The sequence below is a fragment of the uncultured Stenotrophomonas sp. genome (genome assembly GCF_945952405.1).
Classification (GTDB): domain Bacteria; phylum Pseudomonadota; class Gammaproteobacteria; order Xanthomonadales; family Xanthomonadaceae; genus Stenotrophomonas.
On the sequence record NZ_CAMFIA010000003.1, the window covers coordinates 221,739 to 245,065 of the forward strand.

A 23,327-nucleotide genomic window follows, 5' to 3' on the forward strand; every position below is an offset into this window, starting at 1 on the left:
CGAGCCCATGCTCGGCTGTTGTTTCCCGGGGCCGGCCAGCAGCCGTCAGCGCTTGGCCGACAGCTTCTCCAGCGCCGCGCGCAGCTGCGCCGGCGGCAGGTAGCCGCCCAGCTGGGTGCCGTCCGGAGCAAAGATTGCCGGCGTACCGTTCACGCCCAGCTGCTGGCCCAGCGCGTACTGCATCGCCACCGGATTGGTGCAGTTCTTGGCCGGCACGTTGCCACCGCGCTTGGCGTTGGTCAGCGCCTGGCGGCGATCGGCCGCACACCAGACCGAGATCATGTCGATGTAGTCCTTGCTGCCCAGGCCCATGCGCGGGAATGCGAGGTACTCGACGGTGATGCCGTTGCGATTGAGCTCGGCGATGTCCTGGTGCAGCTTGCGGCAGTAGCCGCATTCGATGTCGGTGAACACGCTGATCGTGTACTTCGCGTTCGGCGCGGCGAACACGATGCGGTCACCGTGGTTGGCGGTGGCCAGCAGGCCACGACGGTAGCCGAGCAGGCCCTCGCTGTTGGCCGGGCCCTTGGCGCGGGTGTCGTACGGCTGCGACTGGAACAGGTAGCGACCGTCGTCGGAGACGTACAGCAGCTGGCCGGACACCACGACCTCGCGGAACCCCGGGAACGGCGCGGCACCGATGTAGTCCACCTGGAAGCCGGGGTTCAGCGCGGTCAGCGCGGCACGCACGGCCTGGTCGGCCGGAGTGTTGGCGGCCGGGCTGGCCTTGGCAGCAGGTGCCGCGGGCGCAGTGGCGGCCGGCGGGGCCGGCTGGGCGCAGGCGGTCAGGCTGAGCGCACCGAACACGGCGGCGATGGCGAATCGGAGCATGGAGCAGTCCGCAGCAGAGGAAGACCCCGGATTCTGACACAGCCTCCGGTAGCGGGCCGCGACACCGTGCACGGCCCGGAGCCGGGGTTCAGGCCCCTGCTCAGCCGCGCGGGTGGTGGCGGGCGTGCAGCTTCTGCAGGTGCTCGCGGGCCACCAGGGTATAGATCTGGGTGGTGGACAGCGAACTGTGGCCGAGCAGCATCTGCAGCGCGCGCAGATCGGCGCCTCGGTTGAGCAGGTGGGTGGCGAAGCTGTGGCGCAGCCCATGCGGACTGATCCGCGCCGGATCAATGCCCGCCACCTGCGCGTAGCGCTTGACCAGGTGCCAGAACGCCTGCCGGGTCAGCGCATGCAGTGCCGGCTCGACGAACAGCGGGGTCTGCCCATCCGCCAGTGCCTGCACCCTGCCCTTGCCGACCAGCTGCGGGCGTGACTGCTGCAGGTAACGCTCGAGCCAGTGCTGGGATTCTTCGCCCAGCGGCACCAGCCGCTCCTTGCTGCCCTTGCCGGTGACGCGCAGCACGCCCTGGCGCAGGTTCACCGCGGTGGCCGGCAACAGCACCAGCTCGCTCACGCGCAGCCCGGCGGCATACATCAGTTCCAGCATGGCGCGGTCACGCAGGCCAAGCGCGCTGTCGATATCCGGTGCGGCCAGCAGCGCATCGATCTGGCTTTCGGCCAGCGCCTTGGGCAGCAACCGTGGCAGCTTCGGTGGGTCCAGCAACGCACTGGGATCCTCACTGCGCTCGCCACGACGCACGCCATCGGCGAAGAACGCGCGCAGTGCCGACAGCAGGCGTGCATTGCTGCGCGGCGACCAGCCATGACGGGTACGCCAGGCCAGGTAGTCGAACAACCCCGGACGCCCGATGCCGGCCAGGCCCCCCTCGCGCCCGTCGGTCCAGCGGGCCAGTCCTTCCAGGTCGCGGCGGTAGCTGTCGAGGGTGGCGCGGGCCAGGCCGTTCTCGGCCCAGATCGCATCGAGGAAGCGCTGGATGCGCACGCTGTCGTCGCTGCGCAGCTCGGGCAGCTGCTGGACCAGCTGGCGGCGTTCGGCGGGAGTGGAAACAAGGGCCATGCGTGCAGGATACGAGGGCGACTGCGCAGGCGGCCAGCATTGCGTATGCTCGGCGCATGTCCCGCCCCGCCACCGACACGGCCACTGCGGCCGTTACCGAAATGCCCCGCCCGCGTGCCCTGTTGCCCTGGCGCCTGCTGGCGATGGTCTACGACGCCCTGCCGGTACTGGCGTTGTGGATGCTGGCCAGCACCCTGTTCACCCTGGCCTACACCTTCAGCGGCCACGCCCAGCGCGAGAACATCGCACCGTTCAGTGCCTGGCAGTGGCTGCTCTGGGCGGTGTGCTGGGTGATCACCGGCGCGTATGCGACGGCCAGCTGGCAGCGTGGCGGGCAGACGCTGGGCATGCGGCCGTGGCGGCTGCAGCTGCAATCGCTCGATGGCGCGCCGCTGCGGCGTGCGCAGCTGTGGCTGCGGTTCGCGGTAGGCACGCTGTCGCTGCTGCTCGGCGGCCTGGGGTTCTGGTGGGCCTGGGTCGACCGCCAGCGCCTGACCTGGCACGACCGCGCCAGCGGCACCCGCCTGCTACGCATCCCGAAGCGGTGATGGGCTCACCGCGACGCCTGGCATGACCCGCCGCTACGATTCCGCGGCGTAGAGCCGGGCCGGTGTCCGGCTGGCATGTGATGCGCCCAAAGCAGCCGAGCATGGCTCGGCGCTACAGTGATCAGCCGGATTTGCGCCGGAACAGCAGGCCGGACACCGCCAGCATCACGATCGGCGGCAAGGCGTAGGCAATGCGGTAGTCGAACTTCAACGCGCCAGCCATGCGGCCGAAGAACAGCTGCAGCAGCCAGAAGCCCAGCGCGAACAGGATGCCCAGGAACAGCCGCTTGCCCATGCCGCCGCTGCGCAGCGAACCGAACGCGAACGGTACCGCCGCCAGGCACAGCGCCAGCACGTTCACCGGGTAGAACCAGCGGCTCCAGTACACGTCCTCGAAATCACGCGCATCCAGCCCGTTGCGCTGGCGATAGGCAATGCTGGTACTCAGTTCGGCCAGGCTCAGGTTGCGCGGCTTGGCGATGCCGGTGGCCAGCGCCGCAGGGTCCAGCTTCGAATTCCAGGGCTCGCGCGCCACTTCCTGGCGGGTCGCCGAGCGCTCGCCGAAGGTATCCCGGCGCACCCCGGTCAGCACCCAGCCGTCCTTGTCGTGCTCGGCGGTGTCGGCATGGGTCAACGAGGCGATCTTGCCATCCTCGCCGATCCGGTACAGGCGCACGTCGCGCAGGATCAGCCGCGTGCCCTTGTCACCCACCAGCTGCTCTTCGCCGCCAACGGCGCTGAGGAAGGTGTCGCCTTCGCGGGCCCACAGGCCCGAGTAGCGGCTGCTGGAGATATCCCGGCCCCACTTGGCGCTGGCCTTCAGTGCGTCGGCGCGGTCCTGGCCCCAGGGCCCCAGGGTCTCGGCGCTGAGTACCATCACCGCGGTCAGCAGCGACAGCGCGATCGCCACCGATACGCTCAGCCGCTTGCGCGACAGGCCCAGCGCGCGCAGCGCGGTCAGCTCCGAGGTCGCGGCCAGCTGGCCCAGGCCCATCAGCGCACCGATCACCGCTGCGGTCGGGAACATCGTGTAGGCGCGTCGGGGCACCGTGTACAGCACCCAGGCGGCGGCATGGCCCAGGGTGTAGCCGTTCTTGCCGATGTCCTTGAACTCACCGGAGAACGCCATCACCACGTCCAGGCCGACCAGCACGGCCCAGGTCAGCAGCACCGTGGTGAACACCGACTGGCCCAGGTACAGATCGAAACGCATCGGGCGCAGCCTCATGCGCGGGCTCCCTTCGGGCGGCCCAGGCGGCCATCACGTGCATACATCCAGATCGACAGCGCCAGCAGCGGCAGGGTCAGCCACCACAGGCCAAGCGCGGCCGGCATCTTGCCGTTGGCGATCCAGCCGCTGCCGATGAACATCAGGTTGGTGCCGACCATGTAGGCCATCAGCGCCAGCATCATCCGTCCGTAGCGCTGCTGGCGCGGCGAACTGCGGCCCAGCGGCACGGTCAGCAGGGCGAACGCCAGCGCGATCAGCGGCGGCGCCAGGCGGCGGTGCAGCTGCGCCTGCGCCTGCGGGCGCTCATCGCCGATCAGCTTCAGGGTCGGCATCAGTTCCGGATCATCCTCGGTGCGGGTCTGCGCGCCGTCAGGCAGGGCAACGTCGTTGCGGGCGAAGGTCGCCAGCCGGTAGTCCAGCCCGCCCGCCACCGGGCCTTCCACCTGGTGGCCGTCATCCAGTTCCAGGAAGCGCTGGCGGCTGCCCTCGAAGAACATCTGGCCCCCGTTGGCGGACACCACCTCCAGGCGGTCTCCCTTCTGGCGTTGCAGGAACACCTTGCCCAAGTGGGTGCCATCGGGCGAGATCGAGGACAGGTAGACCACGCCGCCATTGGGCAGCTGGGTGAAGCGGCCCGGCTCCAGGCCGGCCATCAGCACGCTGCGGTTGGCCTCGATGATCATCTGTTCGGCCACCCGGCCGGCCCATGGGCCCAGCCACAGCGAGCAGGCGCCCACCAGCAGCACCACCGGCACCACCAGCATCAGCAGCGGCCGCAGCAGGCGCTTGGGGCCCACGCCAATGGCGGTGATGACCGCCATTTCCGAGTCGCGGTACAGCCGGGCGACCGCCAGCAGCAGGCCCAGCATCAGCGCCAGCGGCAGGATCAGCGGCAGGTAGGCGATGAACTGCAGGCCGAGCTGGGAGAACAGCAGCTTGGCCGGCAGGCGCCCGTCGGCGATGTTGCCGAGGATGTCCACCAGCACGCCGCCCACGCTGACCACCAGCAGGACGATCAGGGTAGCCAGGAAACTCTGGACGAAATCGCCCAGCAGGTATCGGTCGAGCTTCAGCATGGGGCGGTGGTTTAAACTCTGGGGTTCGTTCGCGGTGCCGCCCAGTCTACTGTCTGGGCGTAAACGGCCTGCGATTGTACGGACTCGCCAATGGAATCTGCTCAATGGCCCTCGAATTCACCCTGAACCACGTTGCTCCGGCCGCCGCCACCGTTGATTGCCTGGTGGTCGGCGCGTATGCCGACCATACCCTGACCCCGGCCGCACAGGCACTGGATGCCGCCAGCGGTGGCCGCCTGGCCGCCCTGGCCCAGCGCGGCGACCTGTCCGGCAAGACCGGCGCCACCACCCTGCTGCACGACCTGCCGGGCGTGACCGCCCCGCGCGTGCTGGTGGTCGGCCTCGGCGAAGCCGCCCGCTTCGGCGTGCCGCAGTACCTGAAGGCGGTCGGCGACGCCGTGCGCGCGCTCAAGGCCGGCGCCACCCGCAGCGCGCTGTTCACCCTGTCCGAAGTGGCGGTCAAGGACCGCGACGCGGCCTGGGCGATCCGCCAGGCGGTGATCGCCGCCGATCATGCCGCCTACCGCTACACCGCCACCCTGGGCAAGAAGAAGGCCGACGATGCCGGCCTGGCCCAGCTGGCCATCGCCGGTGACGACGCGCAGGCCCTGGCCCAGGGCCAGGCCATTGCCGCCGGTGTCGAGTTCGCCCGCGAACTGGGCAACCTGCCGCCGAACTACTGCACCCCGGCCTACCTCGCCGAGGTCGGCGTGAAGTTCGCCGCCGGGCACGACGGTGCCGAAGCCGAGATCCTCGACGAGACCCAGATGGAAGCCCTCGGCATGGGCTCGCTGCTGGCCGTGGCCCGCGGTTCGGCCAACCGCCCGCGCCTGGTCGTGCTGAAGTGGACCGGCGCCGGCGACGCCAAGCCGTACGTGCTGGTCGGCAAGGGCATCACCTTCGATACCGGTGGCGTCAACCTGAAGACCCAGGGCGGCATCGAAGAGATGAAGTACGACATGTGCGGTGGCGCCAACGTCATCGGCACCTTCGTCGCCGCGGTCACCGCCAAGCTGCCGCTGAACCTGGTGGTGGTGGTGCCGGCGGTGGAGAACGCCATCGACGGCAATGCCTACCGCCCGTCCGACGTGATCACCTCGATGTCGGGCAAGACCATCGAAGTCGGCAACACCGACGCCGAAGGCCGCCTGATCCTGTGCGACGCGCTGACCTACGCGCAGCGCTTCGAGCCGGCCGCACTGGTCGACGTCGCCACCCTGACCGGTGCCTGCATGGTCGCCCTCGGCCACCAGACCGCCGGCCTGATGAGCAAGCACGACGACCTGGCCAACGAGCTGCTGGCCGCTGGCGAGCACGTGTTCGACCGCGCCTGGCGCCTGCCGCTGTGGGACGAATACCAGCCGATGCTGGATTCGACCTTCGCCGATGTCTACAACATCGGCGGCCGCTGGGCCGGCGCCATCACCGCCGGCTGCTTCCTGTCGCGCTTTGCCGAAGGCCAGCGCTGGGCCCACCTCGACATCGCCGGCGTGGCCAGCGATGAAGGCAAGCGTGGCATGGCCACCGGCCGCCCGGTCGGCCTGCTGAGCCAGTGGCTGCTGGACCAGGTCGCCCGCGCCTGATGCCGTACCCGACCCTGGCCGGCCACCGCCGGCCAGGGCCTCGCCCGGCCGCGCCGGGCCCCTGCCTGACCCGGATCCTGCCATGCCCCGTGCCGACTTCTACCTGATCGCCAAGCCCCGCTTCCTGACCGAGCCGTTGCGCCTGGTCTGCGAGCTGGCGCGCAAGGCCAACGACGCCGGGTTGTTCACCCTGGTGCTGGCCCGCGACCAGGCCCAGGCCGAGGAACTGGACGAACTGCTGTGGGCGTTCGACGACGATGCCTACATCCCGCACCAGATCGCCGGCGAGGACATGGATGAGGAAGAGGCCCTGGTGCTGATTGCGGTGCCGGGCACCGAGGCGCCGGCCCGCCCGCTGGTCATCAACCTGCGCGATGATCCCTGGCTGGGCCAGTGCGAGCGCGTGCTGGAGGTGGTCCCGGCCGATCCGGAAGCGCGCGAACCGCTGCGCGAGCGTTGGCGCCAGTACAAGGCCGCCGGCTACGACCTGAACAAGCACGACATGTAAGCGCGCCCCGGCCCTCTTGATGGGCCGCCGCCGCGCCCTGATCCTTCAACGATTACCTCCTGGTTCCCCCGCATGACCCAACTCGCCTCCAGCTACGACCCGAAGTCCTTCGAGACCGACCTCTACGAGGCCTGGGAGAAGGCCGGCCACTTCAAGCCGTCCGGCACGGGCGAGCCGTACACCATCCTGCTGCCGCCGCCGAACGTGACCGGCACCCTGCACATGGGCCATGCCTTCCAGCAGACCCTGATGGACGCCCTGGTGCGCTACCACCGCATGCGCGGCTACGACACGCTGTGGCAGGTCGGCACCGACCATGCCGGCATCGCCACCGAAATGGTGGTCAGCCGCAACCTGGCACTGGAAGGCAAGGGTGAAACCCGCGACTCGCTGGGCCGCGAAGGCTTCATCGGCAAGGTCTGGGAGTGGAAGCAGCAGTCCGGCGACACCATCGAGCGCCAGATGCGCCGCCTCGGCACGTCGGCCGATTGGTCGCGCAGCACCTTCACCATGGATCCGCAGCCGTCGGCGGCGGTCAACGAAGCCTTCGTGCGCTGGTACGAACAGGGCCTGATCTACCGCGGCCAGCGCCTGGTCAACTGGGATCCGGTGCTGAAGACCGCCATTTCCGACCTGGAAGTGGAAAGCGCCGAGGAAGACGGCTTCCTGTGGTCGATCGCCTACACGCTGGATGAAGGGCTCAGCTACGAGCACGTCGAGCGCGATGCCGATGGCGTGGAGACCCTGCGCGAAACCCGCGATTACCTGGTGGTGGCCACCACCCGCCCGGAAACCCTGCTGGGTGATACCGCGGTGATGGTGCACCCGGAAGACGAGCGCTATGCGCACCTGATCGGCAGCAGCGTGGTGCTGCCGCTGACCGGCCGCCGCGTGCCGGTGATCGCCGACGACTATGTCGACCGTGCGTTCGGCACCGGCGTGGTCAAGGTCACCCCGGCGCACGATTTCAACGACTACGAAGTCGGCGTGCGCCACAGCCTGCCGATGATCAACCTGTTCACCCCGGTGGCCGCGCTGAATGAGAACGCGCCGGAACGCTTCCAGGGCCTGGACCGCTACGAAGCCCGCAAGGCCGTGCTGGCCGAGCTGGAAGACCTCGGCATCCTGGTCGAGACCAAGGCGCACAAGCTGCAGGTGCCGCGCGGCGACCGTACCGGCCAGGTGATCGAGCCGTACCTGACCGACCAGTGGTTCGTGAAGATGGACGACCTGGCCAAGCGCGGCCTGGAACTGGTCGAGGACGGAAGCATTTCCTTCGTGCCGCCGAACTGGATCAACACCTACCGCCACTGGATGAACAACATCCAGGACTGGTGCATCAGCCGCCAGCTGTGGTGGGGCCACCGCATTCCGGCGTGGTTCGATGCCGCCACCGGCACCTGCTACGTGGGCCGCAGCGAAGACGAAGTGCGGGCCAACAACAACCTGGGCGGCGACGTGGTGCTGAACCAGGAGAGTGACGTGCTGGAGACCTGGTTCTCCTCGCAGCTGTGGCCGTTCTCGACTCTGGGCTGGCCGAACGCGCAGGCCATGGCCGAGCGTGGCTTCGACCGCTACCTGCCGTCGTCGGTGCTGATCACCGGTTTCGACATCATCTTCTTCTGGGTGGCGCGCATGATCATGGCCACCGACAACCTGGTCGGCAGCATTCCGTTCAAGGACGTCTACTTCACCGGCCTGATCCGCGACGGCCAGGGCCAGAAGATGTCCAAGAGCAAGGGCAATGTGCTCGACCCGCTCGACATCATCGACGGCATCACCATCGACGACCTGGTCGCCAAGCGCACCGGTGGCCTGATGCAGCCGAAGATGATCGAGAAGATCGAGAAGGCCACCCGCAAGGAATTCCCGGACGGCATCGCCGCGCACGGTGCCGATGCGCTGCGCTTCACCATCGCCGCGCTGGCCACCCACGGCCGCGACATCAAGTTCGACATGAACCGCGCCGAGGGCTACAAGAACTTCTGCAACAAGCTGTGGAACGCCAGCCGCTTTGCCCTGATGAACACCGAGGGCGCCGCGTTCACCGGCGTGCCGGCGCCGCGTACCGACGCCGAGCGCTGGATCCTCTCGCGCCTGGCAGCCACCACCGCCGAGGCGCAGGGCCATTTCGCCGCGTACCGCTTCGACCTGCTGGCACAGTGCCTGTACGAGTTCGCCTGGAACGAGTTCTGCGACTGGTTCCTGGAACTGAGCAAGCCGGCGCTGAACGGTGCCAATGCTGCTGACGCCGAAAGCACCCGCCACACCCTGCTGTACGTGCTGGAAGCGCTGCTGCGCCTGCTGCACCCGCTCACCCCGTTCATCACCGAGCAGCTGTGGCAGCAGCTGGCACCGCGCCTGGGCCTGGCCGAGACCACGCTGTCGCTGCGCCCGTACCCGTCCGCAGCCGAGTTCGAAGGCGATTTCGCCCAGGCCGAGGCCGACGTGGAATGGCTGAAGGCAGTGATCAGTGCAGTGCGCCGCGTGCGCAGCGAACTGAATGTTGCCCCGTCCAAGCTGGTGCCGCTGCGCCTGCAGGCCGGCCTCGAGCAGGATCGCGTGCGCATCGCGCGCTTCAGTGCCTCGCTGTCGTTCCTGCTGAAGCTGGACAGCATCCAGTGGCTGGCGGAAGGCGAAAGCGCGCCGCCGGCGGCCGCTGCGATCGTCGGCGAGCTGAAGCTGCTGGTGCCGCTGGAAGGGCTGGTCGATCTCGATGCCGAGCGCGCGCGCCTGGACAAGGAGATCAAGCGCGTGGAAGGCGAAAAGGAAAAGAGCGAGGCCAAGCTGGCCAAGTTCACCGACAAGGTGCCGCCGGCGGTGGTCGAGCAGGAGCGTGTCCGCCTGGTCGACTGGAACACCCAGCTGAGCGGCCTGCGCGAGCAGCGCGCGAAGCTGTAACCGCAGGAAAAGCGCCGGGTTCGCCCGGCGCTTTTCTGTTGCAGAGTCGAGCCATGCTCGACTCTACATTTCCCGCGCATGGCATCATGGCCGGATGCCGCTTTCCATCTTCCTGCTGGTACTCGCCGCTGCAGCACTGCATGCCAGCTGGAATGCGATCGTCAAACGCGGGCCGGACAAGTTCCTCGGCACCGTGCTGGTCACCGGCAGCGCCGCATTGCTGTCGGCCGCCGCCCTGCCTTTCCTGCCCTTCCCCGCGGCGCACAGCTGGCCGTGGCTGGGCGCGTCGGTACTGCTGCAGGTGACGTACTACGGCCTGGTCGCACGCTGCTACCAGCAGGTCGACATGAGCCTGGCCTATCCCCTGATGCGTGGCAGCGCGCCGATCCTGGTCGCGCTGGCCGGCACCCTGCTGGGCGAGCAGCTGCCGCCTGCGGCGTGGCTCGGCGTGGTGCTGGTAAGCACCGGCATCCTGTGCATGGCGCTGGGGGCCAGGGGCGGCCAGCTTCGCCTGCCCCTGCTGACCGCAGCGATGATCGCGACATACACCCTGGTCGATGCGCAGGGCGCGCGCCAGTCCGGCAGCGCGCTCAGCTACACGTTGTGGCTGTTCCTGCTGTCGGGCGTTCCACTGCCGCTGTGGGCGCTGTACAAGCGGCGCGGCGCGGTGCTGGCCTATGCACGCCAGCACTGGCCACTGGGCCTGGCCGGCGGTGCCGGCACCACCGCCTCCTATGCGATGGCCCTGTGGGCGATGACCCAGGCACCGGTGGCGATGGTCTCGGCGTTGCGCGAATCGTCGATCGTGTTCGCGCTGCTGATCTCGGTGTTCCTGCTGCGCGAGCGGATTCCGCGTGGGCGCTGGCTGGCGGCGAGCCTGATCGTGGGCGGCGTGCTGGCACTGCGGCTGGCGTAACCCGCGCATGCCTGCTACCGGTAGTAGTGCCGGCCGCTGGCCGGCAACCCATCCGCTACAGCGGCGGCATCGCCTGCAGGTCGTCGTCGACCAGCTCGATCGCCATCACCACCGCATCCTCGCGGCCCTGCGCGGCCGGGTAGTAGCGCGGGCGGCGGCCGATCTCGTTGAAGCCTTCGCTGTGATACAGGGCCAGCGCCGGTGCATTGGACGGCCGCACTTCCAGGAACACGCGCTGCGCGCCGCGATCGGCGGCCAGCTGTACCAGCGCGCGCAGCAGCTGGCGACCCAGCCCGCGCGACTGCGTCAGCGGGTCGATGCAGATGTTCAGCACATGCGCCTCGTCGGCGGCGATGCTGAGCACGCCATAGCCGATCAGCTGGCCATCGCGTTCCATCGCCAGGCCCGGATAACCGGCGCGAAGGCAGTCGACGAAGATGCCGCGGGTCCACGGAAACGGATAGCCGCGCACTTCGATGGCCATCACCGCAGTCAGGTCGGTCTCGCGCAGCGCGCGCAGGCTGACCGGGCCCGGCTGGCTGACCGCGCTCACGGCGCGCCCCGCTTGCGCAGGGCACGCAGCTGCGGCCACAGCGCGCGCTTGGCGGCCGGATCGTGCCTCAGCTGGTCCAACGGCCAGCTGTCCATCAGCGCCTGCGTGGCCGGATCATTGGGGTTGCAGCCGGAGGCCCGCAGCAACGCGATCTGCAGGCGGTCCGGGAGGCGTACCACCGGCTGCCGGGCATTGCCGCTCGGCGCCGGGCGGGCCGCCGCCGGCACGGTATCCGGAGCGCTGACCGGGGTCTCGCGGCGCGGAGGCGCCGGACGTTCCTGGCGGCTCGGCGGTGCGGTGTCGGCACGGGGTCCGCGCGCGGGTGCGGCACCCGCCCGGGTCGGCTCCGCCAGCGGTGCGGCGGCGGCCTCGGCTTCGGCCACGCTCAGCTGCAGCGCGGCATCCAGCTCCGCAGCCAGCTGGCCGTCGTGGTAGACGGTGTAGCCCATGGCCTGCAGCCAGGCCTGCTGGGCCGGTGACCACAGCACGGGCAGCTGCTCGCTCACGCGGCCTCGGGCTTCTTGCGCAGGCGCTGCACGGCCCACATCACCGGGCCGGACAGGGCGTACAGGATGCCCACCGCGAACAGCACGCGCGGCAGGTCGATGACCGCGATGGCGATCGCCACCGGCACCAGCGCCAGCACCAGGAAGGGCACGCGATCGGAACGGGTGCCCTTGGCGGCACCGCCCTTGAAGCTCCAGAAGCGGATGCGGCTGACCATCAGCAGCGCGGCCACGATCGTCACGGCCAGTGCCACATAGCGCAGCTGGTTGCCGTCCCAGCCGAGGTTGCCATCGGCGAAGGCCCAGACGAAGGACATCATCAGGCCGGCCGCCGCCGGGCTGGCCAGGCCGACGAACCAGCGCTTGTCGACCACCGCCACCTGGGTGTTGAAGCGGGCCAGGCGCAGCGCCGCGCAGGCCGCATACAGGAAGGCCACGGCCCAGCCGACACGGCCCAGCAGCGGGTCATCGAATTTCAGCCACGACAGCGACCAGTGGTACATCACCAGCGCCGGCGCCATGCCGAAGCTGACCAGGTCGGCCAGCGAGTCGTACTGCACGCCGAATTCGCTGCTGGTACCGGTCAGGCGCGCCACGCGCCCGTCCAGGCCGTCCATCACCGCGGCCACGAACACAGCGATGCTGGCATTGACGAAATCCCCGTTGGCGGCGGCGATGATCGCGTAGAAGCCGGCGAACAGGCCGGCGGTGGTGAACAGGTTGGGCAGCAGGTAAATCGTGCGCGAACGCGGCGGCGGTGTGATCGGGTCCATGGAATCCAGTTTAATCGACTTGCCAGTGCTCGGCGCCAATGCTGCAATCGGCGTTCTACGCCCATTCCGCGGAGTTTGCCATGCGTGCCCTGTCCTGCCTTGGATGCCTGCTGCTGTTGGCCAGTGCCAACGCCATCGCCGGCCCGGTCTACAAATGGAAGGACGCTCAGGGCGTGACCCAGTATTCGGAGACCCCGCCGGCGGGCAAGAAGTATGAAACCCGCGAACAGGCCCGCACCCCGCAGGCCGCGGCCAGCGCCGAGACCCCGGCCGCGGCGGTTCCCGAGCAGTGCAGCACCGCCCGCGCCAACCTGGCCCTGCTCGAGGGCAGCGGCCAGGTCATGCAGGACACCGATGGCGACGGCAAGGCCGACACGGCATTGAGCCCGGAGCAGCGCAGCGCGCAGAAGGGACTGGCTGAAGCGGCCATCAAGGCCTACTGCCCGGCCCAGTGAGGGGATCGGCAGGGCTTGCAGCCCTACACCCTGCGGTAGTGCCGGCCGCTGGCCGGCAACAACAGCAAGAGCGGCTTTCCTGTGGGATGGCGGGGCCGCCGCAAGCCCACCGTGCCCCGCCTTCGGCAGTTGGCCGGTGGCTGGTAGATCCACGCCATGCGTGGATGAAATCTGTCAGATCCCGAATGGAATCTGGGGTCAGATCCGTTTTCCGCGGGAAAACGGATCTGACCCCAGGCGTCCCCCGCAACCGGACCCACCCCGCCATCCCACGGGAAACCCGCTGTTGCTGTTGCAGTTGACGTTGCTTGAGGCGGGCGCAGGGCGCAGCCCTGCCAGTACCCCCCACCCCGGCCGGGCTGGCAGAATAGGCCCCTCTGCCGTTATCCGAAGCCGACGATGCGCCTCTCCCAGTTCCACCTGCACACCACCAAGGAAACCCCCAGCGACGCCGAGCTCACCAGCCACCGGCTGATGCTGCGCGCGGGCATGATCCGCAAGCTCGCATCCGGCCTGTACACCTGGTCCCCGCTGGGCCTGCGCGTGCTGCGCAAGGTTGAACGCATCGTCCGCGAGGAAATGGACCGTGCCGGTGCCGTGGAATTCCAGATCCCGACCATCCAGCCGAAGGAACTGTGGGAGCAGACCGGGCGCTGGCAGAAGTTCGGTCCGCAGCTGCTGAAGATCAAGGACCGCAAGGACCAGGTGTTCTGCTACAGCCCGACCGCCGAAGAAGCCGCCTGCGACTTCGCGCGCAGCGAGCTGTCGAGCTACAAGCAGCTGCCGGTGAACTTCTACCAGGTGCAGACCAAGTTCCGCGATGAGATCCGCCCGCGTTTCGGCGTGATGCGTTCGCGCGAGTTCCTGATGAAGGACGCCTACTCGTTCCACCTGCATGATGATTGCCTGGTGCGCGAGTACGAGAACATGAAGTCGGCCTACAGCCGCATCTTCACCCGCCTCGGCCTCGACTTCCGCATGGTGCAGGCCGACTCCGGCGCGATCGGTGGCGATGCCTCGCAGGAATTCCACGTGATCGCCGACTCCGGCGAGGACGCGCTGGTGTTCTCCACCGGCTCGGACTATGCGGCCAACATGGAGGCGGCGATCGCTGCCGATCCGGCGCCGCGTGCCGCGGCCGCCGAAGCCATGCGCAAGGTCGACACGCCGACCCAGAAGACCTGTGAAGAGGTCGCCGCCCTGCTCGGCATCGACCTGCAGCGCACCGTGAAGTCGGTGGCGCTGATCGCCGGCGAGGGCAAGGCGCAGCAGTTCGTGCTGGTGCTGGTACGCGGCGACCATGAAGTCAACGAGATCAAGCTGGCCAAGGTCGCCGGCCTGGACGAACAGCGCTTCGCCAGCGAAGCGGAAATCGCCGACCACCTGGGCAGCGTGCCGGGCTTCCTCGGCCCGGTCGCCCCGGCCAAGGCCATCCGCGTGGTCGCCGACCGCGAAGTGGCTGCCCTGTCCGACTTCGTGGTCGGTGCCAACCAGGCCGGTTTCCACCTGGCCGGGGTCAACTGGGGCCGCGACCTGCCGGAACCGGAAGTGGCCGACATCCGCAACGTGCGTGCCGGTGACCGTGCGCTGGACGGCGGCGAACTGAAGATCGCCCGTGGCATCGAAGTAGGCCACGTGTTCCAGCTCGGCCGCAAGTACGCCGAAGCGCTGGACGCAACCGTGCTGGACGAAAACGGCAAGGCCGCCGTGATGGCGATGGGCTGCTATGGCATCGGCATCTCGCGGGTGGTGGCTGCCGCGATCGAACAGAACCATGACGAAGCCGGCATCATCTGGCCGGACGCGATGGCGCCGTGGCAGGTGGTGGTGTGCGTGATCAATCCGAAGGGCGACGCCGCCGTGGCCGACGCCGCGGCCAACCTGCTGCAGGAGCTGCGCGAGGCGGGCCTGGACGCGGCACTCGATGACCGTGGCCTGCGCCCCGGCGCGATGTTCGCCGACATGGAACTGATCGGCATCCCGCACCGCGTGGTGGTGAGCGAGCGCGGCCTGGCCGCCGGAACCTACGAGTACCGCTCGCGCCGCGCCAGCGAAGCGGAGAGCCTGGACAAGGCCACCCTGCTGCAGCGCCTGCAGGGTTGATCAGGAAAAGACCGGGGCATGCCCCGGTCTTTTTTTGGCATCGAACCCCATCGCCCGATTTTGCGGCGGACATAATCCGGTCAAAATCGACGCAATCCAGCCGGCACGCCGCCAAGCCATGACCCGCCTGTATTTGTGCTCGGAATAATTCATCTTTATTCTGTCTTGCGACGCCATGGACTGGCTCGTCCCGTCCACATTTTAGTTTCCGGAGTAACCGTAAATGAGCATTGACCTGACCGGCCTGTCGGCACGCGAGCTGGGCGCCCTGATCCGCACCGCCAAGAAGCAGCAGACCATCGTCGCCAAGCGCCGGCCGATCACCAAGGTCCGGGCCCAGCTGACCAAGCTGGCCAAGACCGAGGGTTACACCATCGAGGAACTGTTCGGCGGCGCCCCCGCCCCGCGCACCCGCAAGGCTGCCCCCGCAGCCAAGGCACCGTCCAAGACGGCCGGTCGCAAGCTCGGCAAGGTGGCGCCGAAGTACCGCAACCCGGCCAACCCGAAGGAAACCTGGACCGGTCGTGGCAAGCAGCCGCGCTGGATGGCCGAGCTGACCGCCAAGGGCAACAAGAAGCCGGAAGATTTCCTGATCAAGAAGGCCTGAGGCCGGATCGGGATGGAATGAAAAACGCCGGCGCAAGCCGGCGTTTCTTGTTTGTAGAGCCGAGCCCACGCTCGGCTACATAGGCAAGGCCGAGCATGGGCCCGGCGCTACAGAGTCTTGCGCGCCGGCATCAGCAGGTTGCCGAACAGCAGGCCGGCGACCAGCGCCATCACCACGTTGAGCACGGTGAGAAACACGCTCTGCCCAGCGCCCACATCCTGCTGCTGGACCAGGGTCAGCACACCGCGCAGGCTGGTGCTGCCGGGCACCATCATGATGATGCCGGGCAGACGGATGATCGCGCCGGGGCGTCCTACCAGGCGGCCGAACAGGTTGCCGCCGGCGGTCAGCAGCATCGCCGACAGGAAGATGCCGGCCGGAGCGCCCCAGGCATGACCACCGAACTTGGAAATCGCATAGCCGGCCACCGAAGCGGCGATCACCCACGGGTAGTCGCGGCGGTTGGCCTTGAACAGCATCGCGAAGGCGAACGCCGCCGTCAGCAGCGAGCCCCACTCCACCCATGGCCCCTGCGGCCGCGTGGCGCGGATCACCGGGTCCAGGCCAAGCACGTCGGCCAGGGTCACCGCGATCATCGCGCCGACACTGAGCTTCATGATGGTGGTCAGTGCACCGGCAAAGCGTGCCGTACCCGACACCCAGTGCTGGCTGGCCAGCTCGTTGACCGCATTGGTCAGCGACATGCCCGGCAGCAGCACCACCAGCGAAGCGATGATGACGGTGTTGAGGTTGAGTGCACCGATGAATGACGCAACCAGCGTGGCGACCAGGCCGGCCAGCAGCGCCGCCAGTGCCTCGGCCGCTTCGCGGGTGGCCGGGCGGCGGTCGGTGACCATGCCGAGCAGGCCGATCATCAGGCCGATGACGCCGGCGGTGGCGATGTCCAGCCACGGCAGTTTCCACATTCCGGCCACGCCGGCCGCGCCAAGGGTGAACGAGAGGATGGTGCGCAGCTTGCCGCGCCGGCCCGGATCCTTGTCCAGCTGGCGCAACGCGGTGTGGCCCTGGGCGATGCTCATCCGCCCGTTGGCCACTTCCTCGGCGATATGGTCGGCAACGCTGAGCTTGTGCAGGTCGTTTTCGCCCGGCGCCAGGCGGATCACGCGGGTGATGTCGCTGGAACCGATGGCCTGCGCCGGGTCGCTGAAGCTGAGGATGATACCGGTGGGATTCGACCACGGTTCACAATCCAGATCGAGCTGGCGTGCCAGTGCCACCACCGCCGTTTCCAGGCGCTGGGCCGTGGTGCCGTAGCTGTGCAGGCGTCCGGCGATCTCGGAAACGAAGGCCACGCGCTGTGCGTAGGTGGCCTGGGGCGTGGGGATCGTGTGAGCGTCTGCGGACATGCGCCGTAGTATTACCTAGGCCGGGGCCCACCGGAGAAATTCATCCAAGTTCGACGCGATGCACAAGACAGAACGGTTATGCTGCGACCCGAATGGCCCAAGTGACCCCGAACCTCGCCCCCCAGCTCGAACAGGACGCCCATGACCCGGGCCTGATCCACCTGTCCGGCACCTGGACCTTGAAGACCGCGCTGGCCGCGGCCGAAGTCCTGCGTGGCGTTCCCGAAAAGCTGACCGGCATCGATGCCACCGGCATCGAGCAGATGGATTCGGCCGGCGTGCTGCAGGTGCTGCGCGTGGCGCACCGCGCCGATCTGGGCGAGGACGCGCTGCAGTTCCGCGCGGACCACCAGGCGCTGGTGTGCACCATCGAGGAAGTGGCCGACGACCGGCCCAAGCCGAAGCGCGATTTCGGCGTACTCGCGGCACTGGAGCGGCTGGGTGTCAGCGTCCACGCCACCGGCCACAACATCAAGGCGCTGTGCAGTTTCCTCGGCGAAAACCTGGTCAAGGCGGCCCGCCTGGTCAAGGAGCCGCGCCGCTTCCGGCTGACCGCGACCGTGCACCAGATGGAACAGGTCGGGCTGGACGCGGTGCCGCTGGTGGCGCTGCTGTCCTATCTGGTCGGTGCGGTGATCGCCTTCCTCGGCTCGACCATCCTGCGCGACTTCGGCGCCGAGATCTACGTGGTCGAACTGGTCAATATCGCCTTCCTGCGCGAGTTCGCCGTGCTGCTGACGGCGATCGTGCTGGCCGGCCGCACCGCCAGTGCGTTCACCGCGCAGATCGGCGCGATGAAGGCGCGCGAGGAAATCGATGCGATGCGCACGCTGGGCCTGGACCCGATCGATCTGCTGGTGCTGCCGCGGCTGCTGGCCCTGCTGGTTACCCTGCCGCTGCTGACCTTCATCGCGATGGTCGCCGGCCTGGCCGGCGGCATCACCGTCGGTGCGTTCGACCTCGATATTCCGCCGCAGATGTACATCGCGCGCATGCACGACACGATGGAAGTGCGGCACATGCTGGTCGGCCTGTCGAAGGCACCGGTGTTCGCCCTGGTGATCGGCCTGATCGGCTGCCTGGAGGGCCTGAAGGTCGAAGGCACCGCGCAGTCGGTCGGCGAGCGCACCACCTCCAGCGTGGTGCAGACGATCTCGCTGGTGATCATCATCGACGCCTTCGCGGCGTTGTGGTTCATGCACATGGACTGGTGACATGAGCACATCCACCCGCCCCGAAACCCTGGACATGCGCGACGACGACGGCCGCGAACTGGCCATCCGCGTACGCGGGCTGGTCAACCGCTTCGGCAGCCAGACCGTGCACGAGGACCTGGACCTGGACGTACGCCGCGGCGAGATCCTCGGCGTGGTCGGCGGCTCGGGTACCGGCAAGTCGGTGCTGATGCGCTCGATCCTCGGCCTGCGCGTGCCGGATGCCGGGCAGATCGAGGTGCTCGGCCGCGATGCGCGCGCCGACGATGCCGAAAGCCGCCTGCACATCGAACGCAATACCGGCGTGCTGTTCCAGGACGGCGCCCTGTTCTCTTCGCTGACCGTGGGCGAGAACGTGCAGGTGCCGCTGAAGGAACATCACCGCGAGCTGCCCGAGCGCTGGCACTACGAGCTGGCCCTGCTGAAGGTGAAGCTGGCCGGCCTGCCTGCCGACGCGATCAACAAGCTGCCCTCGCAGCTGTCCGGCGGCATGCGCAAGCGTGCGGGCCTGGCCCGCGCATTGGCGCTGGATCCGCCGCTGCTGTTCCTGGATGAACCCACTGCCGGCCTCGATCCGATCGGTGCGGCCGCGTTCGACCGCCTGATCAAGACCCTGCAGGAAGCGCTGGGGTTGACCGTGTTCCTGATCACCCACGACCTGGACACGCTGTATGCCATCTGCGACCGCGTCGCCGTGCTGGCCGACCGCCGGGTGGTCGCCAACGCCCCACTGCCGGAAATCGAGAAACTGGATCATCCGTGGATCCAGGAATACTTCCACGGACCCCGCGCGCGTGCCGCGCGTGGCGAACAGATCGAGAGTGCCTGAGCCATGGAAACCAAAGCCAACTACGTGCTGATCGGCGCGTTCACCCTGATCACCGGCCTGGCCCTGCTGGCCTTCGGCCTGTGGGCCGCCAAGTACTCCTCCGACCGCACCTGGCAGGAGTACCGCGTGGTGTTCCGCGAAGCGGTGACCGGCCTCTCGGTGGGCAGCCCGGTGCAGTACAACGGCATCGCGGTCGGCTCGATCGTCGAGCTGAACCTGGTGCCGGACGACCCGCGCCAGGTGGTCGCGCGCATCCGCCTGAACTCGACCACCCCGGTCAAGACCGATACCCGCGCCAAGCTGGCGATCACCAGCCTCACCGGCCCGTCGATCATCCAGCTCAGCGGTGGCACCCCGCAGTCGCCGGCGCTGACCACGGTCAACAAGGACCCGGCGCCGATCATCCCGACCACCCCGTCGGCGCTGCAGAACATCACCGATGTCGCCAACCGCATCGTCGAGCGCATGGACCAGATCCTCAGCGACCGCAACGTGGCCTCGATCAATGCGACGCTGGCCAACCTGGAAACCATCAGCGGTGGCCTGGCCGACCGCGACCAGGGCACCCAGGCGCTGCTGCTCAGCGCACGCGATGCCGCGCGCAGCCTGGACACCACCCTCAAGACCACCAACGGCACCATCGAGCGCCTGGACAAGAACCTGGTGCAGCAGCTGCCCGCCATCATCGACAAGCTCGACGGCACCCTGGCCAAGCTCGATTCGGCCGCCGGCAATGCCGATTCGATCCTTGGCGAGAACCGCGCCGCGATCAACAGCTTCGCCAACGATGGCCTCGGCCAGCTGGGCCCGACACTGACCGAACTGCGCGGGTTGATCCGTGACCTGCGCCGGGTCAGCGACCGCCTCGAGAACAACCCCGCGCGCTACCTGCTGGGCCGCGACGCACCGAAGGAGTTCGAACCCAAATGAGCCCGACCACCCTTCCGCGCCTGCTGCTGGCCGCTTCGATGGTCACCCTGCTGGGCGGCTGCTCCATCCTCGGCAGCAGCGAGAAAACCGCAGTGACGCTGTATTCGCCCGCAGTGCAGGTGAAGGCCGACCCGGCGTGGCCGCAGGCCAGCTGGCAGCTGGTGCTGGCCAAGCCCAGCGCCGCGCGCATGGTCGACAGCCCGCGCATCAACGTGCGGCCGACACCGTCGCAGATGGAGATCTACAAGGGTGCCAGCTGGGCACAGCCGGCCACCGACATGATCGAGGACACGCTGCTTCGCGGTTTCGAGGACTCCGGCCGCATCCGTGGCGTGGCCCGCAGTACCGCCGGCATCCGTGCCGACTACAAGCTGTCCACCGACGTGCGCCGCTTCGAATCGGACTACCAGGGCCAGGCCACGCCGACCGTGGTGATCGAGGTCAACGCCAAGCTGATCCACGTCGCCGACCAGCGGGTGGTGGCCGACCGCACCTTCCGCCAGGCACAGCCGGTCGGCAGCACCGACGTACCGGCGGTTGCCGCGGCCTTCGAGCGTGGCCTGCAGCAGCTGGCGCAGGACATGGTGGGCTGGACGCTGACAAGCGGCCAGAACGATGCAGGCACCAAGCGCTGATCGGCACCGCGTGGCAACGGGTCAGATCCCTTTCCGGAAGGAAAGGAACCGACCCCGTCCTTCATCCGCGCGGCGTGATCCAGCGGAAGGTGAGGTTGATGCGTTCGCCCTGCACGCGCGCCATCTTCGGTAGTGCGTGCTGGTAGAAGCGCTGGGTCTGCCCCGCCATCACCAGCAGGTCACCGTGGCCGAGCAGGTACTCGGCCTTCCGCGTCGGGTCGTCACGCCGGCGCAGCAGGAAGCGCCGCGCCGCGCCCAGGCTCAACGAAGCGATCACCGGTTGCGGGCCCAGTTCGGGTTCGTCATCGCTGTGCCAGCCCATCGAATCGGCGCCGCCCCGATAGCGGTTCAGCAGCACGCTGTTGAAGGCATGCCCGCAGAATGCCTGCAGCCGTTCACGGAGCGGCAGCAGCACCGGCTGCCACGGCTCGGGCAGGAAATCGGTACCCGAATAGCGATAGCGCGCCTCGGCATCCCCCATCCAGCAGCTCAGGCGGGGTGAATCGACGATACGGCCGAACATGCGGATGCGATGCACCTGCCAGGGGATGTGGTGCTCCAGCTGCCGCTGCATCCGGTCCGACTGGTCCGCGGCCAGCCAGCCCCGATGCCAGTGGATGTCGGCGTCGTCCAATGGGAAATGCATGCCAGCACGCTAGCACACCCCCTCCGCGGCCAGCGACTATGATGGTCGCCCGCATTCCTGCGCGCCGCCTGACGATGATGACGATGAAGCACTCCTGGTACAGCCTCAAATGGCGGATTCGCCAGGCCTCGCGCCGGCTGGCCTCGGTGGTTCACAACCTGCGCCAGGTGGGCCCGGCCGCTACGCTGCGCAAGGTCAAGGCGGTGCTTCGCCCACATCCGCCGGCCGCGGCATCGGTGCCCGATCAACCGGCGCGTTGTTCCGGCGAAGCACGCAGCACGGCCCCTGCCGGTGCCGGGTACGTGCTGGTGCTGGATGCCAGCGCGCCCGATCCGACCCGCGATTCCGGCTCGGTCCGGATGTGCAAGATCCTCCAGTCGATCCGCGAGCTGGGATGGCAACCGGTGTTCATGCCGGACAATGGTGTCATCAGTGCCGACAGTCGCGGCTTCCTCGACGCGCTGGGCGTGGACCTGATCGGCATCGCAGGCCGTCCCCGCCTCGACCAGTGGCTGCGCGTGCACGGCCAGCAGCTGCGTGCGACCCTGCTCAGCCGCCACCATGTGGCGGCAGCCCACATCGGGCTGATCCGCGATTACGCCGTGGGCAAGGTGATCTTCGACACCGTGGACCTGCACCATGTGCGTGAGCAGCGCGCTGCGGACCTGCGCCAGGACCCGGACCTGCAGCGGCAGGCCGAACGTACGCGGCAAAGCGAGTTCGCCCTGATCAACGCCAGCGACACGACGCTGGTGGTCAGCCAGACCGAGCTGGAGATGCTGCAGGCGCAACTGCCCGGCAGCGACATCCGGCTGCTCTCCAACATCCATGACGTGCAGGGCGGCACACGCCGCTTCGAGGACACCGCTGACCTGTACTTCGTGGGGGGCTATGCCCATCAGCCCAACCAGGAAGCGCTGGAATGGCTGGTCGGCGAGATCCATCCGCGCATCCGTGCGCAGCGCCCGGAGATCGTCCTGCACCTGATCGGAGAGATTCCGGAGGACGTGGCGGCGCGCTACGCCGGCAACGGTGTCATCGTCCACGGCCACGTGGCATCACTGCAGCCCTTCCTGTCGCGCTGCAGGATCGCGCTCGCCCCCCTGCTCTCCGGCGCAGGCGTGAAAGGCAAGGTCAATGAAGCGATGAGCCACGGCATCCCGGTGGTGGCCACGCCGATCGCCGCCGAAGGCATGTTCCTGATCGACGGGCAGAACGCCCTGGTCGCCTCGGGCACCGAGGCGTTCAGCGCGGCCATCCTGCGCCTGTACTCGGACCCGGCGCTGTGGTCCCGCATCTCCGAGCAGGGTTACGACAACATCCGCGAGCATTTCTCCAGCGATGCGGCGCGCAGGAGCCTGCAAGCACTCCTGCGCGACTGATCGCTGCAGCGGCAACGCCGCCTCAGGCGCGCGCGAACGCCACGCCGGTCTTTTCCTTCAGTTCGTCATCACTGACACCCGGCGCTGCTTCCACCAGCCGCAGGCCTGCATCGGTCACGTCGAACACAGCCAGGTCGGTGATGATGCGGTCGACCACGCCCACGCCGGTCAGCGGCAGCGTGCATTCGGCCAGGATCTTGTGCTCGCCGTTCCTGGCGGTGTGCTCCATCAGCACCACCACGCGCTGCACGCCGGCCACCAGGTCCATCGCGCCGCCCATGCCCTTGACCATCTTGCCGGGCACCATCCAGTTCGCCAGATCGCCCTTGTCGGTCACCTGCATGGCGCCGAGGATGGCCAGGTTGACGTGGCCGCCGCGGATCATCGCGAAGCTGTCGTGGCTGCCGAAGTAGCTGGCACCGGCACGCGCGGTGACGGTCTGCTTGCCGGCATTGATCAGGTCCGCGTCGACTTCGTCCTCGGTCGGGAACGGGCCGATGCCGAGCAGGCCGTTCTCCGACTGCAGCCACACATCCACGCCCTCGGGAATATGGTTGGCGACCAGGGTCGGCAGGCCGATGCCCAGGTTCACGTAGGCGCCATCGGTCAGTTCACGGGCGGCGCGTGCCGCCATCTCATCGCGGGTCCACGCCAT

The 23,327-nt window shown here is 68.3% G+C and carries 23 protein-coding genes; 13 read left to right on the forward strand and 10 right to left on the reverse strand.

All coding sequences use genetic code 11. The annotated features are described in order from the left end of the window. Positions 1 to 45 precede the first annotated feature (45 nt). Together Q0P60_RS04840 and xerD are read right to left on the reverse strand one after the other, a co-directional pair. Positions 46 to 831, reverse strand: coding sequence for a thioredoxin fold domain-containing protein (locus tag Q0P60_RS04840; RefSeq protein WP_294989023.1), 786 nt, complete (start codon positions 829 to 831; stop codon positions 46 to 48). A gap of 100 nt (positions 832 to 931) precedes the next feature. Continuing rightward, entirely contained in the window at positions 932 to 1,909 is a 978-nt protein-coding gene (gene xerD / locus Q0P60_RS04845; RefSeq protein WP_294989025.1) for a site-specific tyrosine recombinase XerD, read from the reverse strand. 56 nt (positions 1,910 to 1,965) lie between these two features. On the opposite strand from xerD, the gene Q0P60_RS04850 reads away from it, so the two are divergent. Then, a complete protein-coding gene (locus Q0P60_RS04850; protein ID WP_294989028.1) occupies positions 1,966 to 2,457 on the forward strand; it encodes an RDD family protein in 492 nt (163 codons plus the stop codon). A gap of 121 nt (positions 2,458 to 2,578) precedes the next feature. Here the strand turns inward: Q0P60_RS04850 and lptG are convergent, their stop codons facing one another. Both lptG and lptF read right to left on the reverse strand, forming a co-directional pair. Then, positions 2,579 to 3,685, reverse strand: coding sequence for an LPS export ABC transporter permease LptG (lptG, locus tag Q0P60_RS04855; protein ID WP_294989031.1), 1,107 nt, complete (start codon positions 3,683 to 3,685; stop codon positions 2,579 to 2,581). Further along, complete coding sequence (gene lptF / locus Q0P60_RS04860) at positions 3,682 to 4,764, reverse strand: LPS export ABC transporter permease LptF (protein ID WP_294989034.1); 1,083 nt, start codon at positions 4,762 to 4,764, stop codon at positions 3,682 to 3,684. Before lptF ends, lptG begins: the two co-directional genes overlap by 4 nt. Positions 4,765 to 4,868: 104 nt before the next feature. Between lptF and Q0P60_RS04865 the strand changes: the two genes are divergently transcribed. The 4 genes from Q0P60_RS04865 (at position 4,869) to Q0P60_RS04880 (ending at position 10,672) form a co-directional block, all read left to right on the forward strand. After that, a complete protein-coding gene (locus Q0P60_RS04865) occupies positions 4,869 to 6,347 on the forward strand; it encodes a leucyl aminopeptidase (RefSeq protein WP_294989037.1) in 1,479 nt (492 codons plus the stop codon). Between the two features lie 82 nt (positions 6,348 to 6,429). Next, positions 6,430 to 6,855 (forward strand): DNA polymerase III subunit chi, encoded by a 426-nt coding sequence (locus Q0P60_RS04870; protein WP_004154132.1) that lies wholly within the window; start codon positions 6,430 to 6,432, stop codon positions 6,853 to 6,855. A gap of 72 nt (positions 6,856 to 6,927) precedes the next feature. After that, entirely contained in the window at positions 6,928 to 9,756 is a 2,829-nt protein-coding gene (locus Q0P60_RS04875; protein WP_294989041.1) for a valine--tRNA ligase, read from the forward strand. A 94-nt stretch (positions 9,757 to 9,850) separates the two neighbouring features. Further along, entirely contained in the window at positions 9,851 to 10,672 is an 822-nt protein-coding gene (locus tag Q0P60_RS04880) for an EamA family transporter (protein WP_294989044.1), read from the forward strand. A 55-nt stretch (positions 10,673 to 10,727) separates the two neighbouring features. Here Q0P60_RS04880 and rimI read toward each other — a convergent pair whose 3' ends face one another. From rimI to pssA, 3 genes are read right to left on the reverse strand one after another with little or no spacing between them, the layout of a single operon-like run. Next, complete coding sequence (gene rimI, locus Q0P60_RS04885; protein ID WP_294989047.1) at positions 10,728 to 11,225, reverse strand: ribosomal protein S18-alanine N-acetyltransferase; 498 nt, start codon at positions 11,223 to 11,225, stop codon at positions 10,728 to 10,730. Continuing rightward, a complete protein-coding gene (locus tag Q0P60_RS04890) occupies positions 11,222 to 11,731 on the reverse strand; it encodes a hypothetical protein (RefSeq protein ID WP_294989050.1) in 510 nt (169 codons plus the stop codon). The genes rimI and Q0P60_RS04890 overlap by 4 nt, the downstream gene beginning before the upstream one ends. Next, positions 11,728 to 12,504 (reverse strand): CDP-diacylglycerol--serine O-phosphatidyltransferase, encoded by a 777-nt coding sequence (pssA, locus tag Q0P60_RS04895; protein WP_088024094.1) that lies wholly within the window; start codon positions 12,502 to 12,504, stop codon positions 11,728 to 11,730. Before pssA ends, Q0P60_RS04890 begins: the two co-directional genes overlap by 4 nt. Before the next feature lie 80 nt (positions 12,505 to 12,584). Here pssA and Q0P60_RS04900 point away from each other — a divergent pair, with 80 nt between their 5' ends. The 3 genes from Q0P60_RS04900 to Q0P60_RS04910 all read left to right on the forward strand — a co-directional run bounded on the left by Q0P60_RS04900 (position 12,585) and on the right by Q0P60_RS04910 (position 15,669). Further along, positions 12,585 to 12,959 carry a DUF4124 domain-containing protein gene (locus Q0P60_RS04900; RefSeq protein WP_294989056.1) on the forward strand — a complete coding sequence of 125 codons (375 nt, stop codon included), beginning with the start codon at positions 12,585 to 12,587 and terminating at the stop codon, positions 12,957 to 12,959. Positions 12,960 to 13,358: 399 nt separating this feature from the next. Then, positions 13,359 to 15,062 (forward strand): proline--tRNA ligase, encoded by a 1,704-nt coding sequence (locus Q0P60_RS04905; protein ID WP_294989059.1) that lies wholly within the window; start codon positions 13,359 to 13,361, stop codon positions 15,060 to 15,062. 223 nt (positions 15,063 to 15,285) lie between these two features. Continuing rightward, positions 15,286 to 15,669 (forward strand): H-NS histone family protein, encoded by a 384-nt coding sequence (locus tag Q0P60_RS04910; RefSeq protein ID WP_294989062.1) that lies wholly within the window; start codon positions 15,286 to 15,288, stop codon positions 15,667 to 15,669. A 107-nt stretch (positions 15,670 to 15,776) separates the two neighbouring features. On the opposite strand, the gene Q0P60_RS04915 is transcribed toward Q0P60_RS04910, so the two are convergent. Then, the gene (locus Q0P60_RS04915) at positions 15,777 to 17,036 is read right to left on the reverse strand and encodes a threonine/serine exporter family protein (protein ID WP_049398420.1); all 1,260 of its coding nucleotides are present in this window, start codon (positions 17,034 to 17,036) and stop codon (positions 15,777 to 15,779) included. Between the two features lie 92 nt (positions 17,037 to 17,128). On the opposite strand from Q0P60_RS04915, the gene Q0P60_RS04920 reads away from it, so the two are divergent. The 4 genes from Q0P60_RS04920 to Q0P60_RS04935 are packed head-to-tail and all read left to right on the forward strand — an operon-like array spanning position 17,129 to position 20,644. Further along, positions 17,129 to 18,250, forward strand: coding sequence for an ABC transporter permease (locus Q0P60_RS04920; RefSeq protein ID WP_294989066.1), 1,122 nt, complete (start codon positions 17,129 to 17,131; stop codon positions 18,248 to 18,250). 1 nt (position 18,251) lies between these two features. After that, complete coding sequence (locus Q0P60_RS04925) at positions 18,252 to 19,079, forward strand: ABC transporter ATP-binding protein (protein ID WP_294989069.1); 828 nt, start codon at positions 18,252 to 18,254, stop codon at positions 19,077 to 19,079. 3 nt (positions 19,080 to 19,082) lie between these two features. Further along, positions 19,083 to 20,009 carry an MlaD family protein gene (locus Q0P60_RS04930; protein ID WP_294989072.1) on the forward strand — a complete coding sequence of 309 codons (927 nt, stop codon included), beginning with the start codon at positions 19,083 to 19,085 and terminating at the stop codon, positions 20,007 to 20,009. Continuing rightward, the gene (locus Q0P60_RS04935; RefSeq protein WP_294989074.1) at positions 20,006 to 20,644 is read left to right on the forward strand and encodes an ABC-type transport auxiliary lipoprotein family protein; all 639 of its coding nucleotides are present in this window, start codon (positions 20,006 to 20,008) and stop codon (positions 20,642 to 20,644) included. Before Q0P60_RS04930 ends, Q0P60_RS04935 begins: the two co-directional genes overlap by 4 nt. Before the next feature lie 61 nt (positions 20,645 to 20,705). Here Q0P60_RS04935 and Q0P60_RS04940 read toward each other — a convergent pair whose 3' ends face one another. Then, the gene (locus Q0P60_RS04940; protein WP_294989077.1) at positions 20,706 to 21,290 is read right to left on the reverse strand and encodes an alpha-ketoglutarate-dependent dioxygenase AlkB; all 585 of its coding nucleotides are present in this window, start codon (positions 21,288 to 21,290) and stop codon (positions 20,706 to 20,708) included. A gap of 83 nt (positions 21,291 to 21,373) precedes the next feature. Here Q0P60_RS04940 and Q0P60_RS04945 point away from each other — a divergent pair, with 83 nt between their 5' ends. Beyond that, a complete protein-coding gene (locus tag Q0P60_RS04945) occupies positions 21,374 to 22,672 on the forward strand; it encodes a glycosyltransferase (protein ID WP_294989079.1) in 1,299 nt (432 codons plus the stop codon). A gap of 22 nt (positions 22,673 to 22,694) precedes the next feature. Here the strand turns inward: Q0P60_RS04945 and Q0P60_RS04950 are convergent, their stop codons facing one another. Beyond that, positions 22,695 to 23,327 (reverse strand): CoA transferase subunit B, encoded by a 633-nt coding sequence (locus tag Q0P60_RS04950; RefSeq protein ID WP_294989081.1) that lies wholly within the window; start codon positions 23,325 to 23,327, stop codon positions 22,695 to 22,697.

What these genes read in the sequence shown, in the direction of transcription:
- Q0P60_RS04865 (WP_294989037.1), top strand. Translation starts at nt 4,869, where the DNA reads ATGGCCCTCGAATTCACCCTGAACCACGTTGCTCCGGCCGCCGCCACC.
- Q0P60_RS04875 (WP_294989041.1), top strand. Translation starts at nt 6,928, where the DNA reads ATGACCCAACTCGCCTCCAGCTACGACCCGAAGTCCTTCGAGACCGAC.
- Q0P60_RS04925 (WP_294989069.1), top strand. Translation starts at nt 18,252, where the DNA reads ATGAGCACATCCACCCGCCCCGAAACCCTGGACATGCGCGACGACGAC.
- Q0P60_RS04915 (WP_049398420.1), bottom strand. Translation starts at nt 17,036, where the DNA reads ATGTCCGCAGACGCTCACACGATCCCCACGCCCCAGGCCACCTACGCA.
- Q0P60_RS04945 (WP_294989079.1), top strand. Translation starts at nt 21,374, where the DNA reads ATGAAGCACTCCTGGTACAGCCTCAAATGGCGGATTCGCCAGGCCTCG.
- Q0P60_RS04840 (WP_294989023.1), bottom strand. Translation starts at nt 831, where the DNA reads ATGCTCCGATTCGCCATCGCCGCCGTGTTCGGTGCGCTCAGCCTGACC.
- xerD (WP_294989025.1), bottom strand. Translation starts at nt 1,909, where the DNA reads ATGGCCCTTGTTTCCACTCCCGCCGAACGCCGCCAGCTGGTCCAGCAG.
- pssA (WP_088024094.1), bottom strand. Translation starts at nt 12,504, where the DNA reads ATGGACCCGATCACACCGCCGCCGCGTTCGCGCACGATTTACCTGCTG.
- Q0P60_RS04905 (WP_294989059.1), top strand. Translation starts at nt 13,359, where the DNA reads ATGCGCCTCTCCCAGTTCCACCTGCACACCACCAAGGAAACCCCCAGC.
- Q0P60_RS04850 (WP_294989028.1), top strand. Translation starts at nt 1,966, where the DNA reads ATGTCCCGCCCCGCCACCGACACGGCCACTGCGGCCGTTACCGAAATG.
- Q0P60_RS04950 (WP_294989081.1), bottom strand. Translation starts at nt 23,327, where the DNA reads ATGGCGTGGACCCGCGATGAGATGGCGGCACGCGCCGCCCGTGAACTG.
- Q0P60_RS04900 (WP_294989056.1), top strand. Translation starts at nt 12,585, where the DNA reads ATGCGTGCCCTGTCCTGCCTTGGATGCCTGCTGCTGTTGGCCAGTGCC.
- Q0P60_RS04940 (WP_294989077.1), bottom strand. Translation starts at nt 21,290, where the DNA reads ATGCATTTCCCATTGGACGACGCCGACATCCACTGGCATCGGGGCTGG.
- Q0P60_RS04935 (WP_294989074.1), top strand. Translation starts at nt 20,006, where the DNA reads ATGAGCCCGACCACCCTTCCGCGCCTGCTGCTGGCCGCTTCGATGGTC.
- Q0P60_RS04910 (WP_294989062.1), top strand. Translation starts at nt 15,286, where the DNA reads ATGAGCATTGACCTGACCGGCCTGTCGGCACGCGAGCTGGGCGCCCTG.
- Q0P60_RS04920 (WP_294989066.1), top strand. Translation starts at nt 17,129, where the DNA reads ATGGCCCAAGTGACCCCGAACCTCGCCCCCCAGCTCGAACAGGACGCC.
- lptG (WP_294989031.1), bottom strand. Translation starts at nt 3,685, where the DNA reads ATGAGGCTGCGCCCGATGCGTTTCGATCTGTACCTGGGCCAGTCGGTG.
- Q0P60_RS04930 (WP_294989072.1), top strand. Translation starts at nt 19,083, where the DNA reads ATGGAAACCAAAGCCAACTACGTGCTGATCGGCGCGTTCACCCTGATC.
- Q0P60_RS04880 (WP_294989044.1), top strand. Translation starts at nt 9,851, where the DNA reads ATGCCGCTTTCCATCTTCCTGCTGGTACTCGCCGCTGCAGCACTGCAT.
- lptF (WP_294989034.1), bottom strand. Translation starts at nt 4,764, where the DNA reads ATGCTGAAGCTCGACCGATACCTGCTGGGCGATTTCGTCCAGAGTTTC.
- Q0P60_RS04870 (WP_004154132.1), top strand. Translation starts at nt 6,430, where the DNA reads ATGCCCCGTGCCGACTTCTACCTGATCGCCAAGCCCCGCTTCCTGACC.